The sequence below is a fragment of the Coralliovum pocilloporae genome (assembly GCF_030845175.1).
GTDB lineage: Bacteria > Pseudomonadota > Alphaproteobacteria > Rhizobiales > Cohaesibacteraceae > Coralliovum > Coralliovum pocilloporae.
In genome coordinates, this window is sequence record NZ_CP132542.1 from 3838546 (window position 1) to 3861470 (window position 22925).

General features: G+C 57.0%; 23 protein-coding genes and 1 riboswitch. Of the genes, 6 read left to right on the forward strand and 17 right to left on the reverse strand.

Going from position 1 to position 22925, the window contains the following annotated elements:
• The first annotated feature begins 291 nt into the window (after positions 1-291).
• The gene (locus tag RA157_RS17330; protein ID WP_350334369.1) at positions 292-627 is read left to right on the forward strand and encodes a hypothetical protein; all 336 of its coding nucleotides are present in this window, start codon (positions 292-294) and stop codon (positions 625-627) included.
• 23 nt (positions 628-650) lie between these two features.
• Here RA157_RS17330 and RA157_RS17335 read toward each other — a convergent pair whose 3' ends face one another.
• The 6 genes from RA157_RS17335 to bhcA all read right to left on the reverse strand — a co-directional run bounded on the left by RA157_RS17335 (position 651) and on the right by bhcA (position 7040).
• Positions 651-1397 carry a hypothetical protein gene (locus RA157_RS17335; protein ID WP_350334370.1) on the reverse strand — a complete coding sequence of 249 codons (747 nt, stop codon included), beginning with the start codon at positions 1395-1397 and terminating at the stop codon, positions 651-653.
• Positions 1394-2392, reverse strand: coding sequence for a GSCFA domain-containing protein (locus RA157_RS17340; RefSeq protein WP_350334371.1), 999 nt, complete (start codon positions 2390-2392; stop codon positions 1394-1396). Before RA157_RS17340 ends, RA157_RS17335 begins: the two co-directional genes overlap by 4 nt.
• 202 nt (positions 2393-2594) lie before the next feature.
• Positions 2595-3560, reverse strand: coding sequence for an iminosuccinate reductase BhcD (gene bhcD, locus RA157_RS17345; protein ID WP_350334372.1), 966 nt, complete (start codon positions 3558-3560; stop codon positions 2595-2597).
• A gap of 150 nt (positions 3561-3710) precedes the next feature.
• Positions 3711-4874, reverse strand: coding sequence for a 3-hydroxy-D-aspartate aldolase BhcC (gene bhcC, locus RA157_RS17350; protein ID WP_350334373.1), 1164 nt, complete (start codon positions 4872-4874; stop codon positions 3711-3713).
• A 17-nt stretch (positions 4875-4891) separates the two neighbouring features.
• Positions 4892-5839 carry a beta-hydroxyaspartate dehydratase BhcB gene (gene bhcB, locus RA157_RS17355; RefSeq protein ID WP_350334374.1) on the reverse strand — a complete coding sequence of 316 codons (948 nt, stop codon included), beginning with the start codon at positions 5837-5839 and terminating at the stop codon, positions 4892-4894.
• Between the two features lie 10 nt (positions 5840-5849).
• Positions 5850-7040 (reverse strand): L-aspartate--glyoxylate aminotransferase BhcA, encoded by a 1191-nt coding sequence (gene bhcA / locus RA157_RS17360; protein ID WP_350334375.1) that lies wholly within the window; start codon positions 7038-7040, stop codon positions 5850-5852.
• A 194-nt stretch (positions 7041-7234) separates the two neighbouring features.
• Here bhcA and bhcR point away from each other — a divergent pair, with 194 nt between their 5' ends.
• Positions 7235-8047 carry an HTH-type transcriptional regulator BhcR gene (bhcR, locus tag RA157_RS17365; RefSeq protein ID WP_350334376.1) on the forward strand — a complete coding sequence of 271 codons (813 nt, stop codon included), beginning with the start codon at positions 7235-7237 and terminating at the stop codon, positions 8045-8047.
• 19 nt (positions 8048-8066) lie between these two features.
• Here bhcR and RA157_RS17370 read toward each other — a convergent pair whose 3' ends face one another.
• The 10 genes from RA157_RS17370 to RA157_RS17415 all read right to left on the reverse strand — a co-directional run bounded on the left by RA157_RS17370 (position 8067) and on the right by RA157_RS17415 (position 16400).
• Complete coding sequence (locus RA157_RS17370; protein WP_350334377.1) at positions 8067-8813, reverse strand: ABC transporter permease; 747 nt, start codon at positions 8811-8813, stop codon at positions 8067-8069.
• A complete protein-coding gene (locus RA157_RS17375) occupies positions 8813-9547 on the reverse strand; it encodes an ABC transporter ATP-binding protein (protein WP_350334378.1) in 735 nt (244 codons plus the stop codon). Before RA157_RS17375 ends, RA157_RS17370 begins: the two co-directional genes overlap by 1 nt.
• A gap of 24 nt (positions 9548-9571) precedes the next feature.
• Positions 9572-10255, reverse strand: a complete 684-nt coding sequence (tenA, locus tag RA157_RS17380; RefSeq protein WP_350334379.1) for a thiaminase II — start codon at positions 10253-10255, stop codon at positions 9572-9574.
• Entirely contained in the window at positions 10252-11187 is a 936-nt protein-coding gene (locus tag RA157_RS17385) for an ABC transporter substrate-binding protein (protein WP_350334380.1), read from the reverse strand. The genes tenA and RA157_RS17385 overlap by 4 nt, the downstream gene beginning before the upstream one ends.
• A 58-nt stretch (positions 11188-11245) precedes the next feature.
• A complete protein-coding gene (locus RA157_RS17390) occupies positions 11246-11842 on the reverse strand; it encodes a thiamine phosphate synthase (protein WP_350334381.1) in 597 nt (198 codons plus the stop codon).
• The gene (locus RA157_RS17395) at positions 11839-12609 is read right to left on the reverse strand and encodes a thiazole synthase (protein ID WP_350334382.1); all 771 of its coding nucleotides are present in this window, start codon (positions 12607-12609) and stop codon (positions 11839-11841) included. Before RA157_RS17395 ends, RA157_RS17390 begins: the two co-directional genes overlap by 4 nt.
• A 284-nt stretch (positions 12610-12893) precedes the next feature.
• Positions 12894-13091: a sulfur carrier protein ThiS gene (gene thiS / locus RA157_RS17400; RefSeq protein WP_350334383.1), complete on the reverse strand. Its 198-nt coding sequence runs from the start codon at positions 13089-13091 to the stop codon at positions 12894-12896.
• A complete protein-coding gene (locus tag RA157_RS17405; protein WP_350334384.1) occupies positions 13060-14055 on the reverse strand; it encodes an FAD-dependent oxidoreductase in 996 nt (331 codons plus the stop codon). Before RA157_RS17405 ends, thiS begins: the two co-directional genes overlap by 32 nt.
• A complete protein-coding gene (gene thiD / locus RA157_RS17410; RefSeq protein ID WP_350334385.1) occupies positions 14048-14872 on the reverse strand; it encodes a bifunctional hydroxymethylpyrimidine kinase/phosphomethylpyrimidine kinase in 825 nt (274 codons plus the stop codon). Before thiD ends, RA157_RS17405 begins: the two co-directional genes overlap by 8 nt.
• 211 nt (positions 14873-15083) lie before the next feature.
• A riboswitch (TPP riboswitch) is annotated at positions 15084-15183 on the reverse strand.
• A gap of 188 nt (positions 15184-15371) precedes the next feature.
• Positions 15372-16400, reverse strand: a complete 1029-nt coding sequence (locus RA157_RS17415; RefSeq protein WP_350334386.1) for an AbiJ-NTD4 domain-containing protein — start codon at positions 16398-16400, stop codon at positions 15372-15374.
• 347 nt (positions 16401-16747) lie between these two features.
• On the opposite strand from RA157_RS17415, the gene RA157_RS17420 reads away from it, so the two are divergent.
• From RA157_RS17420 to RA157_RS17430, 3 genes are all read left to right on the forward strand, one after another.
• On the forward strand, positions 16748-17698 hold the full coding sequence (locus RA157_RS17420) for an isopenicillin N synthase family dioxygenase (RefSeq protein WP_350334387.1): 951 nt from the start codon (positions 16748-16750) through the stop codon (positions 17696-17698).
• 273 nt (positions 17699-17971) lie between these two features.
• Positions 17972-18991: a HEAT repeat domain-containing protein gene (locus RA157_RS17425; protein ID WP_350334388.1), complete on the forward strand. Its 1020-nt coding sequence runs from the start codon at positions 17972-17974 to the stop codon at positions 18989-18991.
• A gap of 383 nt (positions 18992-19374) precedes the next feature.
• Positions 19375-20421, forward strand: coding sequence for a DmpA family aminopeptidase (locus RA157_RS17430; RefSeq protein ID WP_350334389.1), 1047 nt, complete (start codon positions 19375-19377; stop codon positions 20419-20421).
• Positions 20422-20423: 2 nt separating this feature from the next.
• Here the strand turns inward: RA157_RS17430 and RA157_RS17435 are convergent, their stop codons facing one another.
• Entirely contained in the window at positions 20424-21389 is a 966-nt protein-coding gene (locus RA157_RS17435) for a DUF3137 domain-containing protein (protein ID WP_350334390.1), read from the reverse strand.
• 143 nt (positions 21390-21532) lie between these two features.
• Between RA157_RS17435 and RA157_RS17440 the strand changes: the two genes are divergently transcribed.
• A complete protein-coding gene (locus RA157_RS17440; RefSeq protein ID WP_350334391.1) occupies positions 21533-22852 on the forward strand; it encodes a hypothetical protein in 1320 nt (439 codons plus the stop codon).
• Positions 22853-22925 lie beyond the last annotated feature (73 nt).

The following is a 22925-nucleotide window of genomic DNA, read 5'->3' on the forward strand; positions in this document are numbered from 1 at the left end:
CGGGGCTTGATAACCCCTCAACAAGCGGCTGACATCAGCCGTATAATGGTGTCTCCTCACTCATGTGATACCGTCACATGACGATTCGTCACGACGTTTCTATGGGCGGGGAGGCACTGGCCATAGAGAGTTGGGCTTTCGGGTCCGGCTTAAAAGCCAGTGCGACCGTCTTGTTGCGGTTTATCAACTCCCCGTCCGCCAGAGAGCTATAAGAAGACGTGCCCCTTGAGGGGGAGCGTCGGGTTCTTGCCCTCTCTGGCGGTTCCATGAAACGCAAGCGGGGTTGTGACGATGGAGAATAACGGATCTTTCCTGTTCGATATGTTCGACACGCTCCAGTCCATGCCGGACTGGATCAAGATGGCCTGGGTGCTGATGCCCTCCCTCACCTTTATTGCCGCTCTGGCGCTGGTGCTGAACTACCGGATCCGCCGGATGGAGGCCCAATGGCAGAAAGAGGATGAGGTTGCCTTCCGAACGGCGCGCAATCTGGGGGTCCATATGCTGCCTGATGATGCGCTGGTCGGCATTGTCTACAAGACCAGCGACGGCCTTTTCCGCATCCGCCAGCTGACCGACGGTGGCGAGATTGAAGGCCGGGAGCTTGAGGCTTTGCCCAAGGGGTGAGGAATGGGTGAGGTCTGATTGCGCTACCGCAAGACTTCTTCCAGGACCAGTCTGCCATAGGCTGCATTCATGTGTCTGAAATCCGTATCCGGGTGCAGTTTATTCATATTCTCGGATAATCGGACCGACCCTTTGCAATAGGTGTGGTGTGTGAACAGCCCGTGTTGTTCCAGTGTGCTTTCGGGCGGACCCATAATGCGGAAATTGTCTGTCGAGCTTGCCCGGACCTTTTCTTCAAGAAAGGCCTGAATTCTTTCAGCATGATGGCGTGTTCTGGATTGGGGGGCACTGATCTTCTGCAAAATCGTTTTTGCGTCGGGTGCTTCGCAGGAGATAAATGGTACCCCGATATGAGATACAAGCGTATTGCTGTTTGCTTCAGCCGTTTCCTTTACAAGCCGCATGAACCAGCTTTTCTCGATTGCTTTCCAGATTTCGTCCATAACTCTTTGACTCAACGCTGGAATGTCATCTCCTGCGATGAATGGACGGGCAGACAGCATGGAATTGCCCAGAATAAAGACAATCTCGTCGAATTCCGAGATGACAATTTCTGTTGCGCCGCCTGATGTCCAGCGAAAGCTCTCCTGAACAGAACTGTTGCTTGACGAGATAATGCCATTACGTACGCGAGCTGTTCTGATTGAATCGCGGTGGCTGCCAAATATGGTGATGTCTGCAGCCTTACCTGCACCAATATCATCATAGCTTGCGAGAGCCTTCTTCAAGGCACCAACATGTGAGTTTCCAACAAAACAGATGCGCTTCATTTGCTAAAAGCTTCCAGCATTTCATCATCGCACTGCACATCCGTGATCGAACTTATCCCGGTGTGGCTTTCAACGGATTCCATGGCCTCGGTACCGGGCGGGTGCGCCGAGAAAAACGTCTTCATGACAACCTGGACACCGTGGTCCAATACGGAGCGCAGATTGGCAGCAAAAAAAACACCGCGCGCGGCCGGATTGGTAATGATCTCGAAGCTGGGGAAATAGTCGACGTTTTCATACTTGTCGGACAGAAAGCCGGCGGCGGCGCGGAGGACTGATTTTGAATATGTTGTAGCTGCCAATACGTGATTTCCACTGGCTGTAGCAGTCAGGGGTACGGGCGATACGGTCAGGAGATAATGCAGATCACGACCTCTCTGCTCACGCAAGACAGCCATGATGGCCTGGAAATCAGAAACCACATCCTGATATGAAAAATTGACAAAGTCGTAAGTGTGGACCTGGTCTGCCCCGGCGACGACGCCCGGTGCCAGCGGGACAACGCGCGCTGTGTCCTTGTGGACCCAGGCCTCTGTCAATCCAAGTGTGAAAACAATAAGATCAACATTCAGGAACAGCGCCCTTAGACGTTCCAGATGGTAGGCCCGTGCATCAGCGACTTCCTGTCGAGAGCTGAAGCCGTCAGGTTCAATGTTGGGGCGGAGCGCGTCATAGAAGCGACCGTTCTTTTCCCATATCAGAAGATCCTGCGGCTCGTCTGAAAAGGCTTCTTCGATCAATTGCCTGAGTTGGCGTGTTGTGTAGATGTTTCCATATCGGCCGGAATAAAGTGAATAACCAAACGCCTCATGCAGGGGGCGTGGCAATCCATTGGGAGCCGGTTCAGCATCAATGATATGATATCCGTTGGATCTCAGGTGACGGGTAATATGTTGCGCAAAACAGCTGCCTGCTGTCGCAATGTTCCAGTCTTTCTGAATTGTCCATTTCTTTTGATAAATGTCAGGAACACCAAGAGGGTCCGCCTCAGCCAATCCGGTTTTCCAGAACGACCTTGCTTCTAAGCTGGCGTAAAAACTTGTCATGGAATTGCCTGACACAAATCTTGTTAGTTTTCCTGTTTTGTCTGATAGTCCCTGTCATATTACATGTCAAACTCTGTGCACGATAAGCCGTTAAACGACCTGTGCTAGAGCTGATCTGCCGGTTCTGACGAACCATTTATGGGTCTGAATCCTAAAAGTCCACCTCAACCGCTACTCCTTTGGCCACGGCGATGTCGACCACGGCGGAGGCGACGGCGAGGTCTTGCAGGCCGACGCCGGTGCCGTCGAACAGGGTGATGTCGTCAGGGCTGGTGCGGCCCTGATGTGTGCCGTTGATGACGGCGCCGATTGCGGTGATATCCGCGTCCTTAATCAGCCCCTGGGCCACGGCGTGCTGTGCTTCGCCGATTGTGACCGACTGGGCCACTTCATCGGTGAAGACACGAGCCTTTGCCAGCAGATTGGCATCCACTTCCTGTTTGCCCTTGGTGTCTGTTCCCATACAGGCCAGATGAGTGCCGGGGGTGACCTGGGCCGCGTTCAGGATAGGCGCGAAGCTTGAGGTGATGGAGATGATCACATCCGCCTCGGCCCCCAGCCGGTCGAGGTCCACCGCCTCAAAGGGCAGGCCTGCCTCACGGGCTGTTTCTTCCAGTCGGGAAAGCATTTCGGGGTGATAATTCCAGCCGATGACCTTCTCGAAACTGCGCTGCTCAAGGGCGGCCCGCATCTGGAAAGCGGACTGGTGCCCGGCGCCGATCATGCCCAGAACTTTCGCGTCCTCACGGGCCAGATGGCGGATGGAGACGGCAGAGGCGGCTGCGGTTCTAAGCGCGGTCAGAAGGTTGCCGCCAACCACCGCTTTCGCCTTGCCCGTATCCGCATCAAACAGAAAGACGGTGGACTGATGATTGGTCAGGCCTTTCGCTTCATTGCCCGGCCAGTAACCGCCTGACTTGAGCCCCAGCACCAGACCGGCGCGGTCAAACCCGCTTTTGAAGCCATAGAGCGCGTCCGCATGGCCGATTGCTTCGCGGATGACCGGAAAATTATAGGCGTCATCGCGGGCCATGGCGGCAAACACGGCCTCAATGGCGTCAAAACTTTCCGTCCGGCCGATGAGGTCGCCAATGGCATTTTCCGGGACAATGATCATGAGCGCATTCCTTGGGTCTTGAATAAAGGGGTCTTGAACAAAGCGATAGGAATAAAATCCTAAAATTCAAAAAGAGAGCGATAAGGCGGGAGAGGCGCAGAATGCCCGCTGGCCTGCCCCTCTCCCCCTGTTTCAGCCGCTTGCGGTTGGTCAGTAAGCCTTGCCGCGGGCGGAAACCGGCCACAGGGTTTCCACCTTGCCGTTGCGGACGCCCACATACCAGTCGTGCACATTGGCGGTCGGGTCACAATGGCCGGGCACAAGGCGCAACTTGTCGCCCACTTTCAGCTTGCCGTCCGGGTCTGCAATCACCCCGTGCTCGTCAGAGCACTTGATATATTCCACATCATCCCGGCCATAGATGAAGGGCAGGCCGCTATCCACCGACTGGGCCTTGAGGCCTGCATCGCAAATGGCCTTGTCCGCCTTGGCGTGGCTCATCACCTGGGTGAACAGGAAGAAGGCGTTCTCCCACTCGCCCTGATCGATGCGGTTGCCGTCCTTGTCGAGAATGCGGCCATAATCCGCATCCATGAACGCGTAAGACCCGCATTGCAGCTCGTTATAAACGCCGGAATTGGATTCAAAATAATAGGAACCGGTGCCACCGCCTGAGACCAGTTCCGGCTCAAGACCGGCGGCCTTCAGGCCCTCGACGGCGTCCCTGACCATGGCAATGGCGATGTCGAGCTTTTCCTTGCGGCCCTCATAGCTGTCAATGTGCTGCATGGCCCCCTGATAGGCCTGAATGCCGGTGAATTTCAGATTGTCGGCTGCATCAATGGCCCGGGCGATGGTGACAACCGCATCTGTTGTGGTCACCCCGCAGCGACCTGCACCACAGTCAATCTCCACAAAACATTCAAGGGTGGTGCCGTGCTTCTGAGCGGCCTGGGAGAGGTCTGCCACATTCTCAAGGTCATCGACGCAGACAATGGTGCGGGCTCCCAGTTTCGGCAGCTGGGCCAGCCGGTCCATCTTCAGCGGATCGCGCACCTGGTTGGAAACCAGAACATCCTTGATGCCACCCCGGGCGAAGACTTCGGCCTCTGAAACCTTCTGGCAGCAGACACCAATCGCGCCGCCGAGCGTCTCCTGAAGCCTGGCCACATCTACGGATTTGTGCATCTTGCCGTGCACCCGGTGGCGCATGCCGTGGGCTTTGGCGTAATCACCCATCTTTTTGATATTACGCTCAAGGGCATTCAGATCGAGCACCAGACAGGGGGTCTGGATATCGGCCTCATCCATCCCCGGCAGGGCAGGAACATCATAGCCAACAACGAGGGTGTCGGGTTTTGTCTGCGCGTTCATGTGTTTTCTCCTGTTGTCTATTGCCAGGGAAGCCTGTCCAGATCCACATTGCCGCCGGTGATGATCACCCCCACTCGTTTGCCGCGGAACACGTCCGGGTTCTTGAGAATGGTGGCCAGCGGTACGGCGGAGGATGGTTCCATGACAATCTTCATCCGCTTCCAGATGAGGTGCATGGCATCGATGATCTCGTCTTCTGACGCAGTCAGAATGTCGGTGACGTGGTTTGAGACGAAATGCCAGGTGAGGTCCTTCAGCGGCACTTTCAGCCCGTCAGCCACAGTGACCGGGGCATCATCCGCAATAATGTGCCCGGCCTTGAAACTGCGATAAGCGTCATCGGCCTGCTCGGGTTCTGCAGCATAAATCTCCACATGCGGGGCGAGGTTTGAGAGGGTCAGGCAGGTGCCAGAGACCATGCCGCCGCCGCCAATCGGTGCGATGACCGCGTCCAGTCCGTCCACCTGGCCCATCAGCTCGCGGGAACAGGTGCCCTGCCCGGCAATCACCCGGGGATCGTTATAGGGATGGACAAATTCCGCGCCGGTCTCGGCCACCACCTCGGCAAACACGGCCTCACGGCTGGAGGTGGAGGGTTCGCATTCCACCACGCGGCCGCCATAGCCCTTCACGGCATCCTTCTTGGCCTGCGGGGCGGTGCGCGGCATAACCACCGTGCAGGGAATACCCCGGCGACCGGCAGCATAAGACAGGCAGGTGCCATGATTGCCGCTTGAATGGGTGGCGACACCCTTCTGAGCCTGCTCATCGGACAGGCCAAACACGGCATTGGATGCGCCGCGCGCCTTGAACGCCCCGGCCTTCTGCAGGTTCTCGCATTTAAAGAACAGGTTTGCGCCGGTCAGCGCGTCCAGATAACGCGAGGTAAGCACCGGGGTTTCGTGTACATGCGGCCTTATCCGGTCATGGGCGGCCAGCATGTCATCAACGGTCGGGATGATCATCAGAGCCTCCTCACGCCGCCAGCCTGCTTGTATCGGCACGGCTTGAGCGGTAGTGCTCCTGGGCTGCGGCAACACCGGAACCGAGCGTGATCTCCAGGCCCAGATCAGCCATACACATCTCGGCCGTAGCGATGCCGCTGAGCGCCATCACATCGGTGAGGCTGCCCAGATGGCCGATGCGGAAGACCTTGCCGGCCACATCACCCAGTCCGACACCAAAGGCCACCCCGTAATGCCGGGCCGCATGGCTCACCACATCCGTGGCGTTGAACCCGTCCGGCGTGCGGATGGCGCTGACCGTATCGGACCAGAGGTCCGGTGAGGCGGCGCACAACTCAAGCCCCCAGGCGCGAACCGCAGCCCGCACCCCGCCCGCAATGCGGGCATGGCGGGCAAAGACATTCTCCAGACCTTCCGCCTGAAGCAGGGCACAGGACCGGTTCAGCCCGTTCAGCAGGCCGACCGATGGCGTATAGGGATAGCCACCGCCCTGATAGCTCTGCCGCATGTCGCGAATATCAAAGAAGGTGCGTGGCAGGCGCGCCGTTTCTACCGCCTCAATCGCCTTTTTCGAGAAAGCGACAATGGCCAGACCCGCAGGCAGCATGAAGCCTTTCTGCGACCCGGTCACAGCAACATCAACGCCCCATTCATCGAAGCGGAAATCCATCGAGGCAATGGAGCTGACACCATCCACAAACAACAGCGCCGGGTGGCCTGCGGCATCAAGTGCCCGGCGAACCGCGGCAATATCGGATTTCACACCGGTGGCCGTCTCGTTATGGGTGACGAGCACCGCACGGATCTGATGGGTCCGGTCGGCAGTGAGGATTTCCTCATAGCGGTCAACCGGAACACCCTCGCCCCATGGCACATCGACCACATCGACCGCCAGAGCGTGACGCTGGCACATGTCGATCCAGCGGTGGGAGAACATGCCGTTGCGGGCCGCAAGGATCCTGTCACCGGCACTCAATGTGTTGGTCAGTGCGGTTTCCCAGCCGCCGGTGCCGGTGGAGGGAAAGAAGAAAATCTCGGCATGGTCGCTTTTCACCACCGCCTTCACCCCGTCACGAGCCGGATGCAGGATCTCGGCAAAGGCTTCTGACCGGTGGTCCATAGTGGGCATGTCCACGGCCTTGCGCAGCGCTTCCGGCATGTTGGTGGGGCCGGGAATGAAGACGGGGTTCTGATCGCTCATGTGAGGGACTCCTGTAATGCTGAAAACAGGATAGGAGTCCTTGTTGCAGAAGGAAATTTTTTTGAAAAATTTTTTCAAAAATAAGAAATAGTGATTTTCATCATATAAAACAGTCTTCTATATTTTTTCATTGGATGAATTGGTTTTTCAATTATATTTGAAACTGCTTTCCGATTTATAGGCAAGGAGGCGAAATGCCCCCCTCTCTGCGCCGCAAGGGCCGTCCGAAAAATTTCGATACAGATACCACCACAAGCCGTATTCAGGCGCTCGACCGGGCGCTGGATGTGATGGATGCCCTGGCTGAGGCACAGGGGCTGACGCTGACCGAACTGGCGGGTGCCCTGAACCAGTCACCGGCGACCATTTATCGGGTGCTGTCCACCCTTGAGGCTCGGCAGATTGTCGAGATGGACCCGGTCGATCAGGCCTGGCATATGGGCTCTGCCGCCTTCCGGCTCGGCTCGTCCTTTCTGGCCCGCAACAATGTGGCTGAACGCAGCCGCCCGGAAATGCACGAGCTGATGCGGTTGACCGGCGAGACCTCCAATCTGGGCATTGAACGCAATGACGAGGTGATGTTCGTGGGGCAGGTGGAAACCCCGCAATCAATCCGGGCCTTCTTTCCGCTGGGCACCATCTCTCCCATGCATGCCTCGGGTATCGGCAAGGCGCTTCTGAGCTGTTATCAGCCCGAGCGGCTGGACCGTTATCTGCGTGATGCCGCACTCGAACGCTTCACCACCCATTCCATTACCGAGCCGGAGGTCCTCCGCGCAGATCTGGAAAAAGTGCGTGAGCGGGGCTGGGCGCTGGATGATGAGGAAAAGGCCGACGGCATGCGCTGCGTCGCCGCCCCCATCACTAATATCTATGGCGAGGCCATTGCCGGAATCTCGGTCTCCGGCCCGGCCATGCGGATGACCAATGACCGCCTTGCTGAAATCGGCCAATGGGTCTCAGACGCCGCAAAGCGGGTGTCGCTTTCCATGGGTATGGCGGGGTGAGGCTCCAGAGGCTTCCGGTTCAATCCACCCCGTCGGACTGAGCGGCCCAGCGGGCTGTCAGGCGGCGGGTGATTTCGTAGAGCAGGATTGAGAAAACCCCAAGGGTCAGCATGGCGGCGAACATCAGGTCTGTCTTGGCCCGGCCATTGGCCAGCAGCATCAGATAACCCAGCCCTTTCGAGGCTCCGACCCATTCGCCGATAACGGCCCCGATTGGCGCATAGACGGCGGCCAGCTTGAGACCGGAGGCCAGTGATGGCAGGGCGGCGGGAATACGGATATGCAGCAGGACCGCGCGCGGGCTGGCCTGCATGGTGCGGGCCAGATCCAGATAGCCCTGCGGGGTGCGCATCAGCCCGTCAAAGAAGGAGGATGTGACGGGGAAATAGATAATCAGCACTGCCATCGCCACTTTTGACCAGAGCCCATAGCCGAGCCACAGGGTCAGGATGGGGGCGAGTGCGAACACCGGCAGCGCCTGGGTGAAGACCAGAATGGGCCGGACCAGCAGCCGGGCGGCTTTCGAGGTTGCCAGCTGAATGGCTGTGACAATGCCAAGCAGAGCCCCGAGCGCGAGGCCGATCAACACCTCGATGGCTGTAATCAGCGTATGTTCGGCAATCACTTCGCGGTGGAACCACCAGGTTTCCGCTACAAGCAGCGGTCCCGGCAGGATAAAGCGCGGCAGGTCAGTCAGGCTGACAATGGCCTGCCAGACAGTGATGGCGAAAACAGCCGCAAGCCCGGCATAGACATAGCCCTTCATCAGCCGTCCTCCCGCATCAGCCGCATCAAGGCGCCCTGACTGTCGAGCGTCGCCCGGTCATCCACCTGGCGGGGGATTGGCGCATCAGGCGGGGTGCAATGGGTGAGCCCGGTCTTGCGCATGACCACGATTTTGTGGCCGATGCGTGCCGCCTCTGCCGGGTCATGGGTGACCAGAAGCACCGTCTTGCCATGGAGCAGTTCAACCGCCAGATCCTGCATATCGGCGCGGGTGCGGGCATCAAGGGCCGAAAAGGGTTCATCCAGCAGAATGATGTCCTTGTCTTCCATCAGCGTTCGGGCCAGCGCCACCCGCTGTCTCTGGCCGCCGGACAGTTCAGACGGTTTTTTGTTGGCATGCGCATCAAGACCGACGCGGCGCAGAAGTGTCTGAAGCCGGTCCGTGTCGGTTGGCTCCCCGCGCAACCGCGCGCCCAGCGCCACGTTGTGGGTGACACTGGCCCAGGGCAGCAGCAGGTCGTCCTGGGCCATATAGGCCACGCGGGTCATCACATCATCGCCGTCAGAGGCGGTGATGGTGCCGGAAAAACGTGCGCCGGTGCTGAGTCCGGCCACCAGTCGCAGAATGGTGGATTTCCCCACACCCGATCCGCCTAGCAGGCAGGTCCACTGACCCGGGTTCAGCACCAGGGACAGGGGCGCAAACAGCGCCACCCCGTCAATCGCGGCTGACCCGTCAATGGTGATGCCCGGCGTCTCGGGTGCAGATGTCATCAGCAGGACCTCATCAGGGCGCCATCAGGGTGTCAGGCCCATCTGCCAGAACCCCACTTCAAGCCGTGTGGCCATGGTGAAGGTCTCACAGAGCTTCTGCCAGACCGGCAGCGTGTCGTAGTCCTCGCCCAGACGGCGGACCAGTGCCTTGTCCAGCAGGTCACCCACCGCCTTGCACGACCCCTGATACTCCTCACCTGAATAGGTGTTGATCCAGTCACGATAGATCTCGCTTGTGGCTTCTGTGCTGAGCCGCGCGCCAATCTCGCCATAGCCCATAACGCACGGGGCGAGAGCGGCCAGCAGGCTGAGGAAATCGCCGGAGAAACCCGCTTCCAGCACAAACCGCGTATAGGCGAGGTTCTCGGGGCGCTCGGGCGTTGCGAACAGCGCGTCCTCGGAAATGCCGAGATCGGCGCAGATGCCGATATGCAGCTTCATTTCCTCACCGACCAGCGCGTTAACCGTGGCGGCGGCCGTCATCATTTCCTCGTGGCTTTCGCCCTTCACCACGGCAAGTGCCCAGGCGCGGGAGAAATGCACCAGAAACACATAATCCTGTCTGAGATAATGCAGGAATGCCTCTTTCGGCAGCGTGCCGTCCTTCATGCCCTCAACGAAGCCGTGGCGGGTATAATCCCGCCACAGATCGCCGGAAGCCGCGCGCATCAGCGAGAAGGCGCGGCCATAATCGGGACGGGTGCTCATTTCGCGGTCACATCAACGGTGATTGCATCGACCGCGTTCTGAGACGGGATCATGCCTTTTTCGTTGAGGAAGGCCTCAAAGCGTGCATACCGACCTGCATCAAAGCCTGCCGGACGCAGGGCAAAACGTGGCAGGGTATCGCGCCAGGCGCGCTTGTTCAGCTCATCCTGCAGTTCTTTTGAGGTGCCGGAGAAGATCTCCCAGCTTGCCTTCGGATTGTTGACGATGAACTGGGTTGCTTTCTCGGTTGCCGCCAGGAAACGGGCCACCTTGTCTGCATCCATGCGCTCCGGATTGGCCACATAGATCAGCTCGTCATAGGAGGGAACGCCCTCTTCCTCGATATAGAAGCAGGTGCCCGGACGGCCTTCGATATCCATCTGGTTCAGCTCGAAATTGCGATAGGCACCGATCACCGCATCCACCTGACCGGACATCAGGGACGGAGACAGGGAGAAGTTCACATTGATCATCTCAACATCGCTGAGCTTGACCCCGTGCCGCTCCAGCACCGTGCCGAGAACCGCTTCTTCAACACCGGCAACGGAGAAGCCGATTTTCTTGCCCTTCAGGTCAGCAGGTGACTTGATCGGGCCGTCTTTCAGCACCAGCAGGCAATTGAGCGGGGTGGCCACCAGTGTGCCCACACGCTTCAGCGGCAGGCCCTCATGGATCTGCAGGTGAAGCTGCGGCTGATAGGAGACGGCCAGATCAGCCTGACCGGCAGCCACCAGACGGGGCGGTGCAGACGGGTCAGCCGGTGGCACGATTTCCACCTCAAGCCCTTCATCGGCGAAATAGCCCTTTTCCTGCGCCACGATGATCGGGCCATGATCCGGGTTGATGAACCAGTCGAGCAGAAGCGTCATCTTGTCTGCCGCTATGGCCGGGGTTGAGGCCAGCATAGCCAGCGCAAAAAGCAGTTTTTTCATGAAAGGCGTTTCCTTCTCCGAGACGTCTGTTGTTCCGTTTGTTCTATCGATTATGAGCTCACCGGGTCGCCGCGAGCCATTGTCTGACCCGGCCTTCCGGGTCGTCGTTCAGTGTGATGTCGGTGACCGCCGAGACGATATCGGCACCGGCTTCAAAAACGCCGGGTGCGCGCTCAACACTCATGCCGCCAATGCCCACCAGCGGAATGGACCCGACCCGCTGTTTCCACTCGGTCACCCGTGGCAGGCCCTGCTGATGCCATTTCATCTTCTTGAGGATGGTGGGATAGACCGGGCCAAGCGCCACATAGTCGGGCTCCATGGCCAGCACCCGCTCAAGCTCGTCATCATCATGGGTGGAGACACCCAGTTTCAGCCCCGCCTTGCGGATGGCCCTGAGGTCTGCGTCATCCAGATCTTCCTGACCCAGATGTACCCAGTCGCACCCGGCCTCAATGGCTATCTGCCAGTAATCATTGACCACCAGAACGGCGTCATGCGCGCGGCAGAGATCACGGCCGGTCTCGATTTCAGATCTGACCTCCTGATCGGGCCTGTCCTTGATGCGTAACTGCACCAGTTTGACCCCGAGCGGCAGCATCCGCTTCAGCCAGTCCGTGTGATCGAAAATCGGGTAGAACGGATCGAGCGTCATGACAGGAAAGCCTTTCCGATAACCGGGGTTGAGGCTTCCGCCATATCGCGCGCCTCAATCGGGTCGGCCTCAAAGGCCAGCCTGCCCGCTTCAATCGCCAGCGCCATGGCCTTGGCCATGGTGGCAGGTTCTCCGGCGCGGGCCACGGCGGTGTTGAGCAGCACCGCGTCATAGCCAAGCTCCATGGCATGGGCCGCATGGCTGGGCAGACCAATGCCCGCATCCACCACAAGCGGCACATCGGGGAACTCGGCCCGCATGGCTCTCAGCGCATATTCATTGTTCAGCCCGCGACCCGAGCCGATAGGCGCGCCCCAGGGCATCAGCACTTCGCAGCCCGCTTTCAGAAGCTGCTCACCGACAATCAGATCCTCGGTGGTGTAGGGAAACACCTGAAATCCGTCCTCAGAGAGAATACGCGTCGCCTCCACAAGCTGGAACACATCCGGCTGCAGACTGTCTGTGTGCCCGATCAGCTCGAGCTTGATCCAGGGCGTGCCGAAAACCTCCCGCGCCATCTGGGCGGTGGTGACGGCTTCCTTCACTGTGTGACATCCGGCTGTGTTGGGCAGAACCAGAACGCCAAGCGCCTTGATCATCTCCCAGAAGCTGCTGCCTTCACCGCCTGCGCCCTCACGGCGGAGCGAAACGGTGGCTACTGCCGCCCTGCTCGACCGGAACGCCTCTTCCAGAATGGCCGGGCTTGGATATTGGGCCGTGCCCAGCATCAGCGGATTGGCCAGCTCTGTACCGTAGAATGATCGCATCGTCTCAGCCTTTGCCCTTAGGGTCAGGACCCATTAATTTCATTCATACTGCGGAGGAGATTTTTCTGTTCGGCGCGGCGAAGATCTGAAGGAAACCTGGCAGGTTTTCGAAGAGCTTCAACAAAGCCGAGCGGTAAAATCACCCCGCCCTACGGGTTTGTCAGGGAAATGCAGCCTGGACACAAATCAGACCTTGAATAGGGTCCACCTGTCCTGCGTCCTGTTTTGCGCCCATTCTACATTTCCCTGACGAACAGAATGAACGAAATTAATGGGTCCTGACCCTAACCACCTTGCATAGGGGCGACCACTTCAACCCGGTCGCCATCCTGCAGCTTCTGTGCGGCACGGTCTGGTGCGGGCACGAATTCCTCATTCAGCGCGGTGGCCACAGGGCGGTCTCCATAGCCGCATTCATCCAGAAGCGCGGACAATGTGTCCGCTGCGCTGTTATGCGCTTTGCCGTTCAGCGTGATCTTCATCGACCATCTCCGACTGTCTGTTCTCAAGCACCAGATCGGCTACCCCGCGCGCCAGCGCCGGGGCCAGCAGATAACCGTGCCGGTAAAGTCCGTTTGCATGAACCACTGAACCCTTGCGGCGGATACGCGGCAGATTATCCGGGAAGCCGGGGCGCACATCGACGCCGATCTCCAGAATTTCCGCCTCGCCGAAGGCCGGGTTCAGGGCATAGGCCGCGCTCAGCATTTCCAGCATGGAGCGGGCTGTTATACGCGTGCCATCGCCGCTTTCGATCATGGTGGCCCCGAGCATATAGACCCCGTCGCCGCGCGGTACGATATAGAGCGGCATGCGCGGATGCAGCAGGCGCACAGGCCGGTTCAGCGTCACATCCGGTGCCCGGATGACCAGCATCTCGCCTTTTACCCCGCGCAGATCCTTAAGGCTGTCCCGCGCTGCAAGCCCCCGGCAATCAATGGCGTTCGGCAGGGTTTCCGGATTGACCTCTTCTGGTACAAGGGTGACGCCCTTTGCGATAAGCGCGTCATACAGATCCGTCAGCGCCCGGCGCGGGTCGAGATGGGCTTCATCAGCAAAGAAAAGCCCCTTTGTAAAGCCGTGCAGGTCCGGCTCCAGCTCCTGAATGCGGGCCTCACCAACCTCGTCAAACCCTTCGGTGCGACGAGAGAACCGGCGTAGGTCCGGCAGGTCGCGCGAGTTGGCCACAACAAGCGTGCCGCGCCGGGTGACAGGCGTGCGGGTGGCCCACCAGTCAATCGCCTCCCGGCCAAGACGCAGAACGGGCTCTTCAGCATTTTCAAACTCGCACCAGGGGGCCAGCATGCCGCCTGCCCACCAGCTGCAACCGTGAGGTCCGGGCGCGCCGGACCGGTCATACAGCGTGACGGTCGCCCCGCGGTCCACAAGCTCTGTGGCAACCGCAAGACCGGCAACGCCCGCGCCGATGACAGAGATATCACTCATGTGAGCCCTGCCCTGTCGACGTCCATGCCTGGTAGAAATGATGCACCGGCCCGTGACCCTGGCCGATATCGAGCGCGTCTGCGGCGGCAATGGCCCCCTGCAGATAGCTGTGGGCTGCGCCCACGGCCTCAATCAGGGGCAGGCCTCTGGCCAGTCCGGAGGCAATGGAAGAAGACAGCGTGCAGCCCGTGCCATGGGTGTTGCGGGTCTGTTTGCGGGGGGCGGTAAATTCCGCCGCGACCCCGTTAGAGGTGATCAGCAGGTCGTGACAGAGTTCGCCTTTGGCGTGCCCGCCCTTCATCAGCACGGCCTGTGGCCCGAGCGCGCAGAGCTTCTGCCCCTGCAGACGCATGTCGTCAGGTGTTGATGCCTCTTCAGTCTCAAGAAGCCGGGCGGCCTCGGGCAGGTTGGGCGTTAGGACAGTGGCGCGAGGCAGGAGCACATCTCTGAGCGTCTCAACCGCATCATCAGCCAGAAGTGCATCCCCCGATTTGGCAATCATCACTGGGTCAACCACCACCGGGCCTTCATACTCGCTGAGGCCATCAGCCACAGCCCGGATAATCTCGGGCACCGCCAGCATGCCTATTTTGACCGCATGAATCTCAATGTCAGACAGCACCGCCTCGATCTGGGCGGTAATCACATCGGTGGGGATGGAATGAACCGCCGTAACCGCGCGGGTATTCTGGGCCGTGATGGCCGTAACAACGCTGGCCCCATAGACCCCAAGCGCCGACATGGCCTTCAGATCCGCCTGAATTCCGGCACCGCCGCCGCTGTCTGATCCCGCTATGGTCAGTGCGCTATAGGCCACATCCTTGCTCCGCTTCTCTTTGCTGAAGCGCGCTCCCGAAAAGCTGGAGACTTTTCGGATAAGAGTTCGCTCAAAACAATGACTTAAAGTGCTGATCCTTCGGAATGAAGGCAGGCACTTTATCTCTTTGCTGAAGCGCGCTGTTCATCACCAGACCGGGTCCCCGCTCTGGTGCAACACGCGTTCATGAAGGCAATGGATGAAGGGACGGCTTTCTGGTGACACCGTTCCCTCCGCCGGCACTGCCCGGATCAGGTTCGATGGGTTGGCACAAAGCCTCTCAGCCCGGACGGGCACCCCAACGGCAGAAGGTTTGAGTACCACCCGACCGGGGTGACGTCAATTTTATTGATGAGGGTAGGGAAACAGCTCATACGGGCAACCGACCATCCTAAGGAAAAACACCACAAAAGGCCAATAGAGTAAGACATGCGGACGTGAGGCCAGATTAGTGCACTACAACAGTGTTCAGCGATTTTCTGGCGTCTAAACAAGAATGCTACAGACGCATTATAAGGCTCTTTATCCAGCTCATACTGAATTCAATTGCCCATTCTGTCTGTTGTTTTGTCAAAGATGGCATAGTTGAGCTACCAGCTCCATGCCCCAGCGGATTTCGAATATGTGTAAAGAAGTCTTTGATCAGCGCACATTCCCAAGGAGCTAAGAAGGTATTTTTCTTAGAGCCAAGATTATCAATATAATTATGTGCTCCCTTCTCGCCTCCATGAGTCCATTTTTTGGTATCGGAGATGACCTTGATGGTACTTTCCAAAGCCCTTGCTGCATAGAATGCAGGATCCCTTCCATCACTATCGCGAAGATCTAGAGCTTCTTTCATGTCCGTATCGACATTTTGCCATTTTGAGTCTGATAACAGAGACCAGAAAGGAGTTTCAATCTGATCCTGCACAAAGTCGTCAGTAGCTATTTGAATGAAGCCATTGTGGTAGTTCAGTGGGTATTTAGCTTGACGAAAACGAGTGTTCAACTCAGCAGTAGCATCCTGAAATACACTTAAACGCCTGGCTCTTAGAGAACGCGCCGCATCTTCGGGATCTCCCCGCACTCTCGGTCCTGTGGATTTCAACGAGGCAATTAGCTTCTCAGTTTCTGAGATCGCCTTCCTGTTCTCTGCTTCAATTTCGGTTTCCTTAGCACGAAAGCCAAGTTCAATAAGGCTCAAACGCTCTTTTATATAGATATCAGGAGAGCCAGAAACGGGTTGTGACAACCACGTTTCACAGACCTTGAGAAGAGTATTCTTAGATGCCTGAACGTACCCGTTAGCATTGTAAGATGACCATTTCGGAGAAAGCGCTTTAATACCAAGTTCACGTGATAATCCGCTTTCAAGTGATGTCCAGAAATTGACAGATTTAGAATCCTCTTTCCCACCTAGGTAATAGGGTGATAGATCCTCTGCCAAGATACGGAATGCTTGGATGAGTAGGCGACGATCCCTATCCTCAAAGGTGTTTCTGAGCTGGAACTCATCATAGCGGCGTGCAAAAATATCAATAAGCATTGTGTTATGACGACTATACAACGCTAGTCGCGGCCCTTCCTAATTTCATACTTGGGAGATGTGTGATGTAGTTGCTTACCAATTGAAAGTCACCCACAAGCATTGGATTTTTTTAGGTTATTTTGTGATGATGAATTTGAGTAGAAGCAATGAACCAATATCCTGGTCCGTGTCTTGCTGAGCTTGATCATCGAGAGTGCTCGCTCTAACCTGAACGTTATGTCAGAGTTTCTCCACATCATCGTCCTTGAGCGTCACAGCGCACATCGGCGGAAGCGGTTTGCTGGTTAGCGACGCTCTGTTGCACGCCTTTATGCACGTTTCGCACAGCAATCTGGAGACCTTGAATGACTGAATTCACATCAATTCCGGTGCTTGATCTTGCGCCGCTTGTCAGGGGTGAGGACACGTCGAGTCTCGCCCGGACCTTTGCCCTTGCTTATGGTGAAACCGGCTTTGGCTATGTGATCAATCATGGCATTGATCCCGCCTTGCGGGCGGCTGTGTTTGACGCCTCGAAGCGGTTTCACGCCCTGCCGGAGGAGAAAAAGCAGGCGATTGCGCTCAACGGCAATCATCGCGGTTATATCGCCATCAACACCTCAACGGATGTGACATCTGATCTGGCGGAGGTAACGAAGCCCAACCAGTCGGCGTCTTTCATGATGATGCGTGAGGATGCTGTGGCCGATCCTGATACTTATCTGTCCGGGCCCAACCAGTGGCCGGAACTGGACGGGTTTCGCGAGGTTTGCGAGGCCTATGCCGAGGCGATGACCGGGCTTGGGCAAAAGCTGATGGGTCTGGCACTGGAGGCCATCGGGGTGACGGACCGATCCATTCTCACAGCGTTTGACCCGCCAACCCTCTGGCTGCGCCTGTTGCATTATCCGCCGCAATCCCCTCAAGCCCCGGATGACCTCTACGGCTCCGCTCCCCACAAGGATTTCGGATGCCTGACCCTGCTGGCGCAGGATGATGTGGGCGGCCTGCAGGTTCAGACGCCGGAGGGCCGTTGGGTGGATGCCCCGCCGATGGAGGGTGCCTTCGTGGTCAATGTGGGCGACATGCTGCACCGGCTGTCGAACGGCAGGCTCCTGTCAACGCCACACCGGGTGATCAATACCTCAGGACAGGAACGCTATTCCGTCCCCTTCTTCTTCGACCCCCACGTCTCCGCCACCATCAGCCCCCTGCCCGGCACAGGCCCCGCGCAGTTTGAGCCGCTGGTCTTCGGCGATTTCCTGAGAGGAGAACTCGAAGCCAGCTACGACGCGCATCAGGCGGAGGAGGCTTGAGGGGGTGGGGGGAGCAAGAGCACTGATCAGCGCGGGCTACCCGAGGTTAGGTTGCAGGAGCCCGATCAGCGTCTTAATGCGAATGGTCGATTTTGAGCCCGACTTTCCAATTCAGAGATTGTCACTTCTATAGCATCTTAAAACTTAAGTACTTGACAGCTATGAACCTAAGTCGCCAAAATCACTTGGCAAATGGTGTCGTTCACGCTGATTGCATTTGACGGAAACGACGTCATATTGGTTTTCAAAGCTTTGGGTCGGGACAGAAGTATTTTGTTTCATATCAGTCTTGAAAATGACCTAAGATTTGCTCGGTCAGAAAGATTTAAATCGACCACCCAACAAATCCTTGTGAAGCTTTCTGAGAATTTCTGGAACAATAAATCGTTGAAGTCTTGCACTTTCGACGATCTCGATTTTTTCAAAAGTGCGTTTGTTTCTGAGGACAGTGAAATTTGGACGAGAGCAGCAACCGCGATCACACGTTTGGCGCAAGATAACGAAAGCTGCAGACAATTATGGCTGAGCCTCGCGGTATCGCCTGATACCGAAACAAGGGTCAAGGTTGCAGAAAAATTTATTTTTTCGCCACCAGACCTGATCGAGCAAATTTGCCGCACCTTGAGCACAGATGCGGATGTACGTGTGCGATCCGAATTAGTTAAGGCGCTAAAGGATAATGGTGACCCTTTGGCGTTGCCGATCATCAAGGACGCGCAGGCATCGGAAACTGACCCGATGATGAGAAGAAAATGGGGTGCAGTATTCCGCCACATACATCGGTACTTTACCCCGCAAAAAAGCTTTGAAATTTTCAAATGGGACAAAATCGGTCAGTTGCTTCTCGATGATTCCTGCGAACTGTTGAAAGCTTTCGGCGACCAAGTACCAGATGTGGAACCTCGCGCGATAATTTTGGACTGTAATCCACCTTACGGCGAAGTCCTCATTACAATTGGTACAGCTGCAGATATTAAATCTGAACCTACACGCTGGGATGTTGGAAATTGGGAGTTCTTTGATCTAGAAACAACGTTGAGTAGTCGAAAAAAGCGATATTTTAAGAAATGGTCTAGACAGGGAAGCCGTATCAGCGAACTTATGCACGAAACGGAGTTTGCACTGGGTGAGAATCCCGAAGAAGACTTCATGTTAATGGCAGCAGGGGTTGCGAAGTTGCTTGAGAAGTCCGTCACCGTCCGAAACTTTTCTCGAGGGGCAGAATTGATGGTACTGGCAGTCTCACATGATGAAAGCATCAATACGGCGATTGAACGTCGCAGAGCTGTCTGAATTGGAACTCTAAGACTGCTAATAGCAAAAACCTGCCTCCGGTATTGTCGCATAGCTGATATTTAACTTCAGCAGTTCAGCAGAAGAAGAATCCACACCAGAACTATCGCTCAATTGAGCTATTTCCAATTTGTTGAATGAGAATCATCTCTATTCGTCTTTGACAATGGTATCCTTAGTTAGAGGGATCTTAAGTTTCGCCGTAGAGCATCGAAGCTCAAACCTATCCCGCCTCTTCAGCCAGTCGACCAAGCCGTATTGGGTGCGGTCGTCGAAGATCCAGGTTACCCGGGTGGGCTGCCAGCCGGCATGAGCAACACCATTGTATCCTCAGCTCCAATCCGCTACCCCTCCCGTGATATTCCACTGAAGGACCCTCCCCCATGCTTGACCAGAAGCGGATTCGTGATTTTGGTGTTCGGATTGGTGACATGCGCACCGGTGAGCGGAATGCGATCAGTGATGTGGCGGAGGTGACTGTCGGGCATGTGACCCTGGCTGACGGGCCGACCCAGACCGGGGTGACGGCCATCCTGCCCCATGGGGGTAATCTGTTTCGCGACAAGGTGATGGCTGCGGGCCACGTGATCAACGGGTTTGGCAAGTCCATGGGGCTGATGCAGATCCAGGAGATGGGCACCATCGAGACCCCTATTCTGCTGACCAATACGCTCTGTATTGGTACAGCGTCTGATGCGCTGATCCGCCATATGCTGGGGGATAATCCTGATATTGGTCACACCACGGGAACCGTGAACCCGGTGGTGTGTGAATGCAATGACGGCTATCTGAACGACATCCGCAGCAATGCCATTGAAGCCGACCATGTGCTTGAGGCCATCGCTTCAGCCTCAGACATGTTTCTGGAAGGGGCAGTCGGGGCCGGACGTGGTATGTCCTGTTATAAGCTGAAGGGCGGCATCGGCACGGCTTCGCGGGTTTTCGAGCTGGATGGAGCCGGTCACACGCTTGGGGCTCTCGTGCTCTCCAATATGGGGCAGAAGCGGGATCTGACGGTTGCAGGCAACCGTATCGGGCCGCTGGTTGCAGCGCGCGACAAGGATGACAGCCTGCCTGATGTGGGCTCCATTGTGGTGGTTCTGGCGACCGATGTGCCGCTGAGCGAGCGGCAGCTTGGCCGCATCGCGCGCAGGGCCGTGGTTGGTATTGGCCGCACCGGGTCTTTTATCGGCAATGGCAGCGGCGAGCTGGTGCTGGCCTTTTCAACCGGGAACCGGGTTGCCCATTATGACGAATGGGCCCAGCAGCCGATGATGCGCCTGCGCGAGGGGGATCTGGACCTCTTGTTCCGGGCCGCTGTTGAGACCACGGAGGAAGCCATTCTTAATTCCATGATTACGGCGGAATCTGTCACGGGCCGCAATGGTCACAGCCGCCGCTCGCTGCTGGAGTTTGAAGAGCTGTTGTAGGGTCAGGCCAGCAGTTCGTCGATGATTCTGGCTGGTATTCTGAGGTCCGCAAGGGCAGCGCTTATTTTGTCGTTCAGCTCATGCAGTGCATCCCCGCCCACATCGAAGTTCATGAAATCATAGGGCAGGTTAATGGCCATGTAGAATGTCCTGCCCCTGAACGCTGCGGCTATGTGTTTCCTGCCGCCCTGATAGTCTCTGGCAAAGGCCAGCAGCTTCTGGCCAAAGGCCGGATCGAGCAGCGTCTGCGCCGCGTCCAGGTCATCGGTATAGACCTCAAACACCTCTTCCACCTCCTGGTCGGGGAAGTGCAGTTTGTGAGGCGGACGGACGGCACGTGTTGCCCAGCCGAAGAGCTTGTTCATCGTGTTGCCGTAGTCGGGGTAGAACACCACTGTGGGCATGTCGGCTGGGCAGGCGATTTCAAGAATGATCCCCCTGAACAGCCGCCTGGTCCTGCGGTCTCCATCGCTGTCACGATCCTCATCATAGAAGGCTGCCTTGGTCAGGCGATAGGCGGTGTTGCGCCAGGTGCCGGAGAAGCTGGGACCGATGGACTGACGGTCCGCCTGGGGTACGAGATTCAGCGACCGCAAATCGCTGAGCGAAAAGCTCTCGCCCGGATGCAGGTCCGAATAGGTCACATCGTCGAAAAAATCACACAGGATCGGGCGGATGAATCTGGTCAGCTCGCTCTGCAGCTTGTCAAACCGGCTGAGATAGAGAAAAAGCCCCAGTCCTCCACCAAAGAAGATCGGGAAAATAGCCGCAACCGGATGCAGTTGAGTGGCGTACAAGGCCAGAAGCGCCGTGATGGCACCGACAATCCCCAGCCGGATTTTATTGCGTCTGGCTATGGCCTGTCGCTCGGCTTCCTTCTCCCTGAGATAGGGCACGATTTTCTCGTCATAGACTTTGGAAAAGCCCTGTTCGTAGTCTGCGCGTTCTTCGTAAGTAAAGTCAGTCATCGGTGGGCTGTCCGTTTCGTGGTTCGGCTTTTGCGAGACCCAGAAAGGATACTGGGAGGGTACAGGCAATGCGCGGTATAGGCGTTGCGTCGCCGGTTACCCTGATTGTACTCTCTTGAGAGGTGACGCCAACAGGGCTGAAGATGATTTTTGGGGTGCTTTTTGTGTTGGGGCTGGCTTGCATCGTCTTTGGGCGGTGGGGGCTCTATTCGTCTGCCGGACAGGAGCTGTTTCCGGAAATGGCGGGTATCATCCCGGCCTTTACCGAGATACTGGGCTATGGGCTGATCGGTCTTTCTGTTCTCATTCCGCTGCTCCGCAAATTTGTTTTCAAAAGAGGTCAGCGCACAAACAAGACATCTTCAAAGGGTGGGAACAGTGACCCGGGCGCCAGGCCTTATGATGGTCCGGATTACGGGCGCCTGGCCAATTATGGTCTTCTGTGTCTGGTCATGACAAGCGGACTGCTGTTTCATCTGATCTGTGTTCTGACCGTGGATGCAGACGGGCTATATGTGCTGTCCATCTGGTTGAAGGCTTCGGATCTGGCCTGGGTCGCCTTTGGGGTGGCCCTTGTGATTATCCTCTTTGCATCAATCCTGCTGCTTGACTTCCTGAAGGTGCATTATGCAATCCGCCGGGCACGTGAGACCTCTTTCCTGGTTCTCGGCAGGGATCTGAACAACGGCACTATTCTGCTGAAGCCCGATGCAGCCCGTGGTGAGGAAATTGTCGCGGCCGGTTCCATCTATGACCAGACAAAATGGTTCTTTGATCGCCTTGGCGATCTCGAAGAGCGAACCATGATCGAGATCGGCCCAAGGGCACAGGAGAGGGCACAGGATCTGATTACCTTTGAAGAGCTTCATGTGCGCCGGGTCATCAGGTTTGTTGTCATGGAGCTGCTTCTGACCGCCATTCTGGGTCTCATCGCCCTGTCAGCTATCGGGACCTATCTTGAAGAGGAGGCCAGCAGCCTCTTTGTGGTGCAACAGGCGGAATCCTCTCTGATGACGGCCATCCTCTGGCTTTGGGATATGGCCCCCGCCCAGATGATGGCAACGCTTGCGGTTGCTCTGGCGCTCTTTGCCGGTCTGGTCAGGGCAACAGCGTCCGTGCACAAGACCCTGCGCCGGAAACTCGGTCACAGATTGATTGAGAAACGGCCGTCAGATCTCACAGCAGGCGATCGCATCCTCGGTGAGATCACCGAGCTGGCACTTGAAAACGCCCATTCCGAGCCAGGATCGCGGCCAAGGCGGTCGCATGCAAATCTGCTTATCAGGTTCAGCCGGATCTTTGAGGTGCCGGTCTATCTGCGGGTGAGCCTGCGAGATAACAAGGCCAGCCGGAACTGGCTCAAGAAACTCGATCATGGCCTCCCATACAATCAGCGTTTCACCATCCGGGACGATTTCACCCTATGGCCAGACGATCTGGCTGATGAGGATTCTGCAATTTGATCCTGATCGTTTCATCACGATTTGGGCCGATGTATGCTTGGTGATCTGATACCGTGGGGGCGAGTCGGATGTG

Coding starts and splice junctions, on each gene's coding strand:
- RA157_RS17415 (WP_350334386.1), bottom strand. CDS start 16,400: ATGCTTATTGATATTTTTGCACGCCGCTATGATGAGTTCCAGCTCAGA.
- RA157_RS17405 (WP_350334384.1), bottom strand. CDS start 14,055: ATGAGTGATATCTCTGTCATCGGCGCGGGCGTTGCCGGTCTTGCGGTT.
- bhcR (WP_350334376.1), top strand. CDS start 7,235: ATGCCCCCCTCTCTGCGCCGCAAGGGCCGTCCGAAAAATTTCGATACA.
- bhcC (WP_350334373.1), bottom strand. CDS start 4,874: ATGAACGCGCAGACAAAACCCGACACCCTCGTTGTTGGCTATGATGTT.
- bhcD (WP_350334372.1), bottom strand. CDS start 3,560: ATGATCATTGTCCCGGAAAATGCCATTGGCGACCTCATCGGCCGGACG.
- RA157_RS17370 (WP_350334377.1), bottom strand. CDS start 8,813: ATGAAGGGCTATGTCTATGCCGGGCTTGCGGCTGTTTTCGCCATCACT.
- RA157_RS17420 (WP_350334387.1), top strand. CDS start 16,748: ATGACTGAATTCACATCAATTCCGGTGCTTGATCTTGCGCCGCTTGTC.
- RA157_RS17435 (WP_350334390.1), bottom strand. CDS start 21,389: ATGACTGACTTTACTTACGAAGAACGCGCAGACTACGAACAGGGCTTT.
- RA157_RS17330 (WP_350334369.1), top strand. CDS start 292: ATGGAGAATAACGGATCTTTCCTGTTCGATATGTTCGACACGCTCCAG.
- RA157_RS17390 (WP_350334381.1), bottom strand. CDS start 11,842: ATGACGCTCGATCCGTTCTACCCGATTTTCGATCACACGGACTGGCTG.
- RA157_RS17440 (WP_350334391.1), top strand. CDS start 21,533: ATGATTTTTGGGGTGCTTTTTGTGTTGGGGCTGGCTTGCATCGTCTTT.
- RA157_RS17395 (WP_350334382.1), bottom strand. CDS start 12,609: ATGCGATCATTCTACGGTACAGAGCTGGCCAATCCGCTGATGCTGGGC.
- tenA (WP_350334379.1), bottom strand. CDS start 10,255: ATGAGCACCCGTCCCGATTATGGCCGCGCCTTCTCGCTGATGCGCGCG.
- bhcB (WP_350334374.1), bottom strand. CDS start 5,839: ATGATCATCCCGACCGTTGATGACATGCTGGCCGCCCATGACCGGATA.
- RA157_RS17335 (WP_350334370.1), bottom strand. CDS start 1,397: ATGAAGCGCATCTGTTTTGTTGGAAACTCACATGTTGGTGCCTTGAAG.
- RA157_RS17385 (WP_350334380.1), bottom strand. CDS start 11,187: ATGAAAAAACTGCTTTTTGCGCTGGCTATGCTGGCCTCAACCCCGGCC.
- bhcA (WP_350334375.1), bottom strand. CDS start 7,040: ATGAGCGATCAGAACCCCGTCTTCATTCCCGGCCCCACCAACATGCCG.
- thiS (WP_350334383.1), bottom strand. CDS start 13,091: ATGAAGATCACGCTGAACGGCAAAGCGCATAACAGCGCAGCGGACACA.
- RA157_RS17430 (WP_350334389.1), top strand. CDS start 19,375: ATGCTTGACCAGAAGCGGATTCGTGATTTTGGTGTTCGGATTGGTGAC.
- RA157_RS17375 (WP_350334378.1), bottom strand. CDS start 9,547: ATGACATCTGCACCCGAGACGCCGGGCATCACCATTGACGGGTCAGCC.